This is a genomic window from Limnofasciculus baicalensis BBK-W-15 (assembly GCF_024178385.1).
GTDB lineage: Bacteria > Cyanobacteriota > Cyanobacteriia > Cyanobacteriales > Coleofasciculaceae > Limnofasciculus > Limnofasciculus baicalensis.
Genome location: NZ_JAMZMM010000024.1, coordinates 20,913 through 32,030, shown reverse-complemented (window position 1 = coordinate 32,030; position 11,118 = coordinate 20,913). Strand labels below are relative to the sequence as shown.

Genomic DNA, 11,118 nt, shown 5'->3' with positions numbered 1-11,118 from the left:
CCCCACACCCCGATACGGCATCTGCTGTTCCACTCCCCTTCCGTGCGGTCAATCCTGCTACAAACGGTGATGAAAGTAACCTGCATGGGCTTCTATTGGCTGCTATCGGATTAATTCAGTAATTAAGATCTAACATAACTCTATCACCCTATTAAAATTAAATCGATAAGTTCATCAACTCTTTTATTATCTCATAAAAAATTATAAACAAACGGGAAATTTAACTTTATATAATCGTCAAGAATTACTTTCGCCAGACAAAAATACTCAGCTTAATCAGGAGCTGTAACTATGATATAATTAATCGCAGTTGCTTTTTATTGTCCATTGTTTTATAATCAAGGATTAGTCAAAAAAATTAAAAGTCAAAAGTCATCACCAGCAACCACCAAGCGATCGCAAATTAGCTAGAGTAGCTTAGAGATATATTGGTGAGGTGTCCCCATGTCTGGTAAACCAAAAACTGAGCGCAACGCTACCCAAGCTAAGGATTGGGCAATCGAGCAACTGCCTGGAATCAAAGAAGAGGATTTAGCCAAGCTTCGCCTTGGGGGTATTACCACAACGGGGAAATTGCTGGAAACAGCGAGGAATACCTCATCCAAAGAGAAACTCGCCAATCGGCTACAAATTCATCCTCAGTATCTTAACAAATGGGTGGCGCTAGCAGATTTAGCTCGCGTACCCGGGATTGGTTGTCAATACTGTGGGTTATTACTTCATGCGGGGATTGGCTCTGTCAAACAACTGGCTCAGACTCCTATTCACCGATTACACCAACAAATTTTACGATTGCAGGTGGCAACTATGCAACGGCGAGATCTTTGCCCTGATATGGCACGAGTTGCAGTATGGATTCAACAAGCACGAGATTTGGTTATTGGTTATTAGTTATTGGTTATTGGTTGTTGGTTGTTGGTTGTTGGTTGTTGGTTGTTGGTTATTTCTTATTAGTCATTCCTCACTCCTCACTCCCAACTTCCCACTGGTTGTTGGTTACCAACAAATAACAAATAACAAATAACAAATAACTTCTGATTCTAATCTTTGGCTAATACCCCATTCAAGAAAATATCAGCAAGCCCTTCTGCCATTTCTTGCATGTTCTGAATAGAGGCTCCTGGCTCCATGATAGTATTATGGCTGAATCCAGCAACGGCAAACATACCCAGGAATACCTGAGCAACAATTTTGGGATTCATGGGACGATAGATGCCATTATCCATTGCTGTTTGGAAGAAAGCTTCGGCAACATCGCTCATTTTAGCAATGACTTCTGACTGAATGCGATCGCGCAAGTCTGGGTGAAACTGCGCCTCCATAAAGCAAACCTTCATCATGTCAGCATTTTCGCGTATCCGCATCATCCGTCGTCGCATTACCTGCGCCACCGCCTTGTAACTACCCATTTCACTCAACTCAGTGAGTAAATCTGTGAGAATCTCCACCCATCCTTGGGTTGCCAATTCAATTAATATCGCTTTTTTATTTTCAAAATGGCGAAATAGAGTCCCTTCTGCTACTCCAGCTTCGGCAGCTAAGTCGCGGGTTGTGGTAGCGTTATATCCCTGACGGGCAAACAGGCGCTGGGCTGTTTGGAGGATGCGGCATTTGGTGGTGGTATCTAGTAGCATAATCTTGGGGGATTTTGGACAAATTTATCGTAAAACTGGACACCGCTAGAAGCCATAACCGTATCCATCTGAGGGAATTCTGGCGAATACGTTGAAGTCACGACACGAGCTGTAGGTTATTGTGCAACAGTTTTTGCCCAAATAGCTAAAAGGTTCACAGTTTTTTACTAATTTATACCCTCTTTCATGCCTGTTTATATTTTATATTTTATATTTTAGGTAGTATAGCAGTCCCGAAGACGATTAGGACAACTAGCTCTAAGCCACTTGTTAAAATTTAGTAGATTAGGATGTCATAACCGCTCTGGCGGTTGCTATATAAGCCTTGCCATCAGGTAGTTTCAGTCGTTATTGTAGTTATTTGCACGCCCCTGTCTGCCACAGTCACTTTGACGGGTGGCAGAAACCCGGTTTCTGTAACTTCACTGGCAGCTACGAGATAATAATACCAGGTTGTACTTCTGTCCTAATTATTGTGAAAAGTTAAAATCTGAACATGATTATACTTTCTGGTATCACCGTTTTAGCCCAAATCTATGAAAGTGACACCTCCCTAGTTTATCGAGGAATTAGAAATGAAGATGAGCGGCGAATTATCCTGAAACTCCTTAAGGAAGATTACCCTGCCCCTGGGGAAATTATCCGTTATCGGCAAGAATATGAAATCACTCGTAATCTCAAGATTGATGGAGTTGTCAAAGCTTACGATTTGCAGCAATATCATAACACACTGGTGATGATATTGGAAGATTTTGGCGGGACATCATTAAATATATTGCCAGAAAGATATCCGCTAAATTTAGATAAATTCTTATCCATAACCATCCAGATTACGGAAATATTAGGACAAATCCATCAGGAAAATATTATCCATAAAGATATTAATCCATCCAATATTGCGATCGATCCGGAAACAGGACAACTTAAAATAATTGATTTTGGGATCTCCACCATATTATCGCGGGAAAATCCCACACTGACAAGTCCTAATGTCTTAGAAGGAACATTAGCATATATTTCTCCCGAACAAACCGGAAGAATGAATCGTACCATCGATTATCGCACTGATTTCTATTCCCTCGGAGTCACCTTTTATGAACTATTAACCAGCCAATTGCCATTTACAACTACCGAGGCAATGGAGTTAGTACACTGCCACATTGCTAAACAACCAATTCCGCCCCATGAAATCAATCCAGAAATTCCTCTAGTAGTTTCAGAAATAGTAATGAAACTATTAGCAAAAACAGCAGAAGAAAGATACCAAAGTGCTTTAGGCATCCGCGACGATTTGGTATTATGTTTGATTCAGCTAGAGGCGGGTGAGGGAATTGAATATTTTATTCCCGGCGAACAGGATATTTCTAGCAAATTCCAAATTCCCCAGAAGCTCTATGGTAGAGAGGAGGAAATCAAAGATTTATTAACAGCATTCAATAGAGTATGTCAGGGAAATAAAAGCGAGATGATGCTCGTATCGGGGTATTCTGGTATTGGTAAATCGGCTTTAGTACAGGAAATATATAAACCCATTACCCAGGAGAGAGGATATTTTATTGCTGGTAAATTTGACCAATTTCAGCGGAATATTCCCTATAGTGCGCTCGTGGGTGCTTTTCGGGAATTAGTGCGACAACTCCTAACGGAAAGCGAAGCAAAACTACAGCTCTGGCGAGATAAACTACTCGGCGCATTGGGCGTAAATGGACAGATTATTATTGATGTTATTCCCGAAGTTGAACTAATTATTGGCAAACAGTCAGATGTGCCAAAGTTAGCTCCTAGTGAGTCGCAAAATAGATTTAATTTAGTCTGGCAAAACTTTATCCGTGTCTTTTGTCAAAAGGAGCATCCTTTAGTTATATTTATTGATGATTTACAGTGGGCAGACTCTGCTACTTTAAAGTTAATTCAATTAATCATGATGGATATTGATACTAAATATCTGTTTTTAATTGGCTCCTATCGAGATAATGAGGTAAACTCGGGGCATCCATTAATGCTTACTTTGTCAGAAGTTCAAAAATACGGAGCAACTGTTAATACTGTTTATCTATCACCTTTAAATTTAACTCATATCGCTGGTTTAATTGCCGATACTCTTAATTGCAATAATTCAAGGGCAAAACCATTAGCAGAATTAGTTTTAGCGAAAACTCAGGGGAATCCTTTCTTTATGAATGAATTTCTCAAGTCTCTCTATACTGAGAAGCTATTAAACTTTGATTTTACTAACGGGGTTTGGTGGTGGGATTTAGAGCAAATTCAAGCTAGAGGCATTACGGATAATGTCGTTGAGTTGATGGCGGCAAATATTCAGAAGTTACCAGAATCAACGGAGCATCTTTTAAAGTTAGCAGCTTGTATCGGTAGTCAATTCGATTTAAGAACATTATCAATTGTCAATGAAACTTCACAAAAAGAAACGGCTAATCAACTGAAATTAGCCGTTGAGGATGGTTTGATTTTTCCTGTGGGAGATGATTATAAGTGGATTGAGGTGAGTGGGTTTTTTGGAGTGGGGAGTGGGGATGAAAATAGGACTTATGATGGCAGTAAATCCCGAATCTATTATAAGTTTGTACACGATCGCATTCAACAAGCTGCCTATTCTCTAATTCCCGATCCCGGCAAGGCAGTTATACATGTGGAAATCGGAGAGGTACTTTTAAATAATACTCCAATCGAGCAGCGAGAGGATACTATATTTGATATTGTTAATCAACTCAATTTTGGTATCGACTTAATCGATAACCAGGAGGAGCGAGATGATTTAGCAAAGTTAAATCTAATTGCTGGTAAAAAAGCAAAAGCATCTGCAGCTTATCAACCTGCTCTTACTTACTTAAAGTTAGGTTTAAAATGGTTAGCAGGAGATAGATGGCAGAGACAGTACGATACAACGCTTGCTTTATATGTAGAAGCAGCAGAATCTGCTTATTTGTGCGGTGACTTTGATGAGATGGAGCAATTAGCTTCAGGGGTACTAGATCGGGCAGAAGTTATATTAGACAAGGTGAAAGTTTATGAGGTAAAAATATATGCTTACATCGCACAAAATAAGTTACAAGAAGCTGTTGTGACTGGACTTGCGGCATTGAGAATGTTAGGTATTAATTTACCTAAAAAAACTAAAAACATAGATATTTTACTTGCTCTGTTTAAGACAAAGTTTGCTTTGTTATGGATGCAAATTGATGACTTAATCCATCTCAAAGAAATGACAGATCCTGATAAATTAGCAGCAATGCGTATTCTCAATAGTCTAGGATCTGCTACTTATTTTGTCAATCCAAGCCTATCTTTATTGACTATTTTAAATAGAGTTAGTTTGTCAATAAAACATGGAAATACTTCATTGTCACCGATGTCTTACGCTGCTTATGGACTGCTTCTTTGTGGAGCATTAGGAGACATTAAATTAGGCTGTCATTTTGGCAAGGTTGCTTTACACTTATTAGATAAGTTCAATGCTAAAGAGATAGAATGTCGAACAGTATATCTAGTTAACTTTTTTATCAGAAACTGGCAAGAGCATGTGGGGCAAATATTAGAGCCTTTGCTGGAAAACTATAAAACTGGTATCGAAACAGGAGATTTAGAATATGCAGCTTATTGTGCAATATCTTACTGTAACTATGCCTATTTTATCGGTGAGGAATTAGGCAGTCTGGAAAGGGAAATAGCTAAATACAGCGATGCCATCGGAAAATTAAAGCAACAACGAAGTCTACATGCTATTAATATAGATTGGCAAAAAGTTTTGAATCTGATGGGAGAGTCGGAAAATCCGTGCCATTTAATCGGGAAGGCTTACGATGATTCAAAAATAATGCCTCACGGAATGGATGAGATAGATCTCACTGCCAAGTTTCACTTATATTTTTATAAGCTGATGCTGTGCTATCTATTTGGCGAGGATAATCTAGCCAGAGACAATGCTATCATAGCGGAAAAATATTTAGAGGGTGGGTTAGGAATGCTGACTGTACCGATGTTTCATTTTTATGATTCCCTGGCAATACTGGCTCTATATCCTTCCTCGCCAAAATTACAACAAAAATGCTTTGTCAGAAAAGTGCAAGCCAACCAGAAAAAGATGAAGAAATGGGCAGCTCATGCACCAATGAATCATTTACATAAATTTTATCTAGTAGAGGCAGAAAGGTATAGAATTTTTGGTAAGGATATTAAGGGAATGGATTACTACGATAAAGCTATTGCCCTGGCTAAAGAAAATAAATATCTTAACGAAGAAGCGCTAGGATATGAACTTGCAGCCAAGTTTTATCTAGAAAAGGGTAAAGATAAAATTGCCCAAATCTATATGCAGGATGCTCGTTATTGTTATCTCCGTTGGGGTGCAATGGCTAAAGTTAAAGATTTAGATACCAGATATCCTCAATTATTACATAGGAAATCCTCTGGGATGGGTTTAGCGATCGCACCAATCTCTATGTCATCTACCATAACAGGAAATAGCCCTGACTCTACATTGGATTTGACAACAGTCATCAAAGCCTCACAAACTTTATTTGGGGAAATTGTACTGGATAAATTACTGGCAAAATTAATGGAGATTATTATTGAAAATGCTGGAGCGCAAAAAGGTTTCTTGATCCTGGAAACCAAAGGAAAATTACTGATTGAAGCATCAGGAGCAGTGCCTGGTGTGGGTGAATGCTATGGGGGGAAAGATTGCGTTAAGGTATTGCAGTCAATTCCGATAGCTACTTGCGATGGCCTTTCACCCACTATAATTAATTATGTCGCCCGTACCTTAGAGAGTGTCGTTTTAAATGATGCTACTCGCGAGGGCTTATTTAGCAACGATTCCTACATAAAAGCAAACCAGCCCAAGTCTATCCTCTGCTTTCCTCTGATCGATCGAGGTAAAATGGAGGGTATTATCTATTTAGAAAATAACCTAACTACAGGTGCTTTTACTCAAGATCGTATAGAAATCTTAAATCTCCTATCCGCCCAAGCCGCTATTGCCATTGAAAATGCCCGTTTCTACCATAATATGGCAGAATTAAATAAAGCTTACGAACGGTTTGTCCCCCGTCAATTTTTGCAATTTCTGGGTAAAGAAAGTATTGTCGATGTTAAATTAGGAGATCAAGTGCAGCGAGAGATGTCAGTGCTATTTTCTGATATTCGCTCCTTCACTACCCTGAGTGAAATTATGACTCCAGAGGAAAACTTCAAATTTATCAATTCCTATCTGAGTCAGATGGAACCTATTATTACTCAACATCAGGGATTTATTGATAAATATATTGGCGATGCGATTATGGCACTGTTTAGCGGTGAGGCAGATAATGCCGTAAAAGCAGGAATTTCCATGCTACACCATCTGGTACAATACAATCAAAATCGTGCCAAAGCTGGCTATGTCCCCATTAAAATTGGTATTGGTATCAATACTGGATCTTTAATGTTGGGCACTGTGGGAGGATATAATCGGATGGATAGTACAGTAATTAGCGATGCCGTCAATTTAGCCTCGCGGGTGGAAACCCTGACAAAATCTTATGGGGTGTCGATGTTAATTACTCACCAAACCTTGTCACGCTTGACAAATCCGGATAATTATGCACTTCGGCTAATTGAAAAGGGCAAGGTTAAGGGAAAATCAGAATTAGTGATAGTATATGAAATATTTGATGCAGATCCACCAGAAATAAAAGATGGTAAGTTAGTGACAAAAGAGATATTTTTAGCAGCTTTGTCTCATTATAATTTCCAAAGATTTAGGGAAGCTGGCAAATTATTTTCTGAATGCTTGCGCCTTAATCCAATGGATGGAGTTGCTCAAATTTACCAGGAACGATGTTTGGAAATGGAATGGGGGTGAGGAGTCCATTCAAACTACTGATTATCAACCCTAGCTAGCAAAGATACCCCTAAATTCCCATTAAAAAGCAGGGCTATCTATGTTTTAGAATATCAATACCATCGATAATTCAACTTCCGATCCTATTGCTCGTTGCTACCCTAATATGACTCAATTGAATCGATATATTCTACTTTACCAACATTTGACAACTCAGTCGAGCCAAAATGGATGGCACTTTTGGAAAGAAAATAGGCGAATCTCCCTGATTTTCCCCCACTTTCCACTCCCCACTCTCCACTCCCTTTTATCACTACTACTAGGGATCGCAATTTGGGCGACTATACCCTCAATCGCTTTCGCACAGACAAATGCCCCCACATCCATCCAGCCTTACTTAGACAGAGTTATCCAGCAAATTACCGAATTTCGCCTAGATAATGGACTTAAGTTTATCGTACTAGAACGCCATGAAGCACCCGTTGTCTCCTTTGTTACCTATACCGATGTCGGTGGTGCTGATGAGCCAGATGGTAAAACAGGAGTAGCACATTTTTTAGAACATTTAGCCTTCAAAGGTACAACTATAATTGGTACTAAAGACTATAAAGCAGAAAAGCCTTTATTAGATCGATTAGATCAATTATCTACCCAAATCAAAGCCGCTAAAAAAGCAGAAAATCAAATAGAAGTAGCCAAATTACAAGCAGAGTTTACCAAACTTGAAGCCCAAGCAGCTAGCTTAGTAAATCAGAATGAATTTGGTCAAATTGTTCAACAAGCAGGTGGCGTTGGCTTAAATGCTCAGACTAGCGCCGATGCTACCATATATTTCTACAGTTTCCCAGCCAATAAACTAGAATTGTGGATGTCTCTAGAATCAGATCGCTTTTTAGATCCTGTATTTCGAGAATTTTATAAAGAGCAACAAGTAATCTTAGAAGAGCGTCGAATGCGTACCGATAATTCTCCCATCGGTAAAATGATTGAAGCATTTCTCGATAAAGCATTTCAAACTCATCCCTATCGTCGTCCAGTTATTGGCTACGATGAAGATATTAGAAACCTCACCCGCGCCGATGTCCAACAATTTTTTGAAACCCATTATGTACCCAGTAAATTAACCATCGCCATAGTAGGAGATGTCAACCCAGCCGAAGTAAAAAAGTTAGCTCAAACTTACTTTGGAGACTACAAAGCCAAACCCGCCCCACCAGGAGTTACCCTTGTCGAACCCCCTCAGCAACAAACCAAAGAAGTCACATTAAAATTGTCATCCCAACCCTGGTATTTAGAAGGATATCACCGACCATCTATTAAGGATAAAGACCGTGTGGTATATGATATTATCGGGAGTTTGCTGAGTGATGGACGGACTTCTCGCCTCTACAAATCTCTGGTGCAAGAGAAACAAATCGCCCTCTCAGCTACAGGTACTAGCGGTTTCCCCGGCGATAAATATCCCAATTTAATCTTACTATATGCCCTAACTGCACCAGGTCATACCTTGGACGAATTAGCAACAGCATTACACAGTGAAATTGAGCGACTCAAAACTGAACCCGTAACCAAAGAAGAATTAGACAGAGTAAAAACCCAAGCCCGTGCAGGATTATTAAGATCCCTCGATTCCAATATGGGAATGGCGCGAAACTTAGTCGAATATCAAGTAAAAACTGGTGACTGGCGCAACCTATTCAACGAATTAGAAGCAATTAATGCCGTCACTACCGCCGATATTCAACGAGTTTCCCAAGCCACATTCACTCCAGAGAATCGCACCATTGGACGAATTTTATCAAATGAGTAGTTGTTTGTTGTTTGTTGTTTGTTGTTTGTTATTTGTTGTTTGCGGGCAATGGGCTTAAGCCCATTGTTGTAGCACAGGAGAAATGCCTGTCACCGTTATGAGTTATTTTATTAACCAACAACCAACAACCAACAACCAACAACCAATAACAAATAACCAACAACCAACAACCAACAACCAATAACCAACAACCAACAACCAACAACCAACAACCAATAACAAATGAAAAATCTAAAATCACCAGGCTGGATAGCACTATTAATAGTCACAATACTACTAATAGTGATATCCCATTTTCCCGCAGTAGCAGCCACCACACCCAGACATTATAGTGAATTAACATTCCCTCCCTTACCAGAAATTAAACTACCAGATTACAAACGGTACAAACTAAATAATGGTATGGTAGTATATCTGATGGAAGACCACGACTTACCCCTAGTTAGTGGTACAGTACTAGTTCGGACAGGAGATCGTTGGGAACCTTCAGAAAAAGTAGGTTTAGCAGCACTAAGCGGAATAGTAATGCGGAGTGGCGGTACAACAAAACACTCAGGTGACGAACTTAATCAGATTTTAGAACAACGCGCCGCTTCTGTAGAAACAAGCATTGATACAACGGCGGGAAATGCCAGTTTTAGCGCCCTTTCTGAAGACTTAGAAATGGTTTTAGATCTCTTAGCAGAAGTGATGCAAGAACCTATTTTTGCCCAAGATAAACTGGAATTAGCCAAAAGACAAATAGCCGGACAAATTGCCCGTCGTAATGATAGCCCAGATGGGATTGCAGGTCGCGAGTTTGCTAAACTAATTTACGGAGATAAAAGTCCTTACGCCCGCACCATAGAGTACGCCACCATAGATAATATCTCCCGCGACGATTTGGTGGCTTTTTACCAGAAATACTTTCAGCCCCAAAACATGATTATGGGTATAGTCGGGGATTTTAATTCTCGAAAAATGCGATCGCTGATTCAGCAAAAATTTGGCACTTGGCAACCCACAGCCAAACCAGCAACAGTCTCTGTACCAGCCGCAGCACAAGCCAAAGAAGGTGGTATATTTGTCGTAAATCAGCCTCAATTAACCCAAAGTTCGATCCAGATTGGACATTTAGGCGGACAATTTAATAGCCCCGACTATCCAGAATTAGATGTGTTAAATCAAGTGATGAACGGGTTTGGCGGGCGCTTATTTAACGAAGTGCGATCGCGTCAAGGGTTAGCTTACTCTGTCTACGGTGTTTGGAGTCCCCGCCATGACTATCCCGGCATGTTTATCGCAGGTGGACAAACTCGTTCAGAAGCAACAGTACCATTTATTAAAGCTGTGCGATCGGAAATTGAGAAAATTCGCCAAACACCCATCACACCCAAAGAATTAACATCAGCAAAAGATAAAGTTATGAACTCCTTTGTCTTCAACTTCCAATCTCCCAGTCAAACCTTATCTCGGTTAATGCGATATGAATATTATGGCTATCCAGAGGATTTCCTATCCCGCTATCGAAAAGAGGTTGAAGCAACAACAATTAATGATGTGCAACGAGTAGCTCAACAATACTTACAGCCCGATAAACTGGTGACTTTAGTTGTCGGCAATACCAATACTATCGCACCACCTTTAACTAGTATCTCACCAAATGTAACTTCATTAGATATTACAATTCCCACACCGAAAAGTACTTAATCAGGAATTACCAAAAAACTCTATTAATTTGGAGTCAATTAGGAATTCGTCATAAATTGAAACAGCGATTAGAGAATTAGATGGCGAATTACCAATAACCAATGATTAATGACTAATGACTAATAACCAATGACAGAGAAATAAGG

5 protein-coding genes are annotated in these 11,118 nt (G+C 39.7%); 4 read left to right on the top strand and 1 reads right to left on the bottom strand.

The window, feature by feature from the left end:
* Positions 1–444 precede the first annotated feature (444 nt).
* Positions 445–891 (top strand): DUF4332 domain-containing protein, encoded by a 447-nt coding sequence (locus tag NJ959_RS04325; RefSeq protein ID WP_254010522.1) that lies wholly within the window; start codon positions 445–447, stop codon positions 889–891.
* Positions 892–1,040: 149 nt separating this feature from the next.
* On the opposite strand, the gene NJ959_RS04320 is transcribed toward NJ959_RS04325, so the two are convergent.
* Positions 1,041–1,634 (bottom strand): TetR/AcrR family transcriptional regulator, encoded by a 594-nt coding sequence (locus NJ959_RS04320; RefSeq protein WP_254010521.1) that lies wholly within the window; start codon positions 1,632–1,634, stop codon positions 1,041–1,043.
* Positions 1,635–2,130: 496 nt separating this feature from the next.
* On the opposite strand from NJ959_RS04320, the gene NJ959_RS04315 reads away from it, so the two are divergent.
* From NJ959_RS04315 to NJ959_RS04305, 3 genes are all read left to right on the top strand, one after another.
* On the top strand, positions 2,131–7,494 hold the full coding sequence (locus tag NJ959_RS04315) for an AAA family ATPase (protein ID WP_254010520.1): 5,364 nt from the start codon (positions 2,131–2,133) through the stop codon (positions 7,492–7,494).
* A gap of 244 nt (positions 7,495–7,738) precedes the next feature.
* Entirely contained in the window at positions 7,739–9,283 is a 1,545-nt protein-coding gene (locus tag NJ959_RS04310) for a M16 family metallopeptidase (protein ID WP_373693598.1), read from the top strand.
* A 222-nt stretch (positions 9,284–9,505) separates the two neighbouring features.
* On the top strand, positions 9,506–10,972 hold the full coding sequence (locus tag NJ959_RS04305; RefSeq protein ID WP_254010518.1) for a M16 family metallopeptidase: 1,467 nt from the start codon (positions 9,506–9,508) through the stop codon (positions 10,970–10,972).
* The last annotated feature ends 146 nt before the right edge of the window (positions 10,973–11,118 follow it).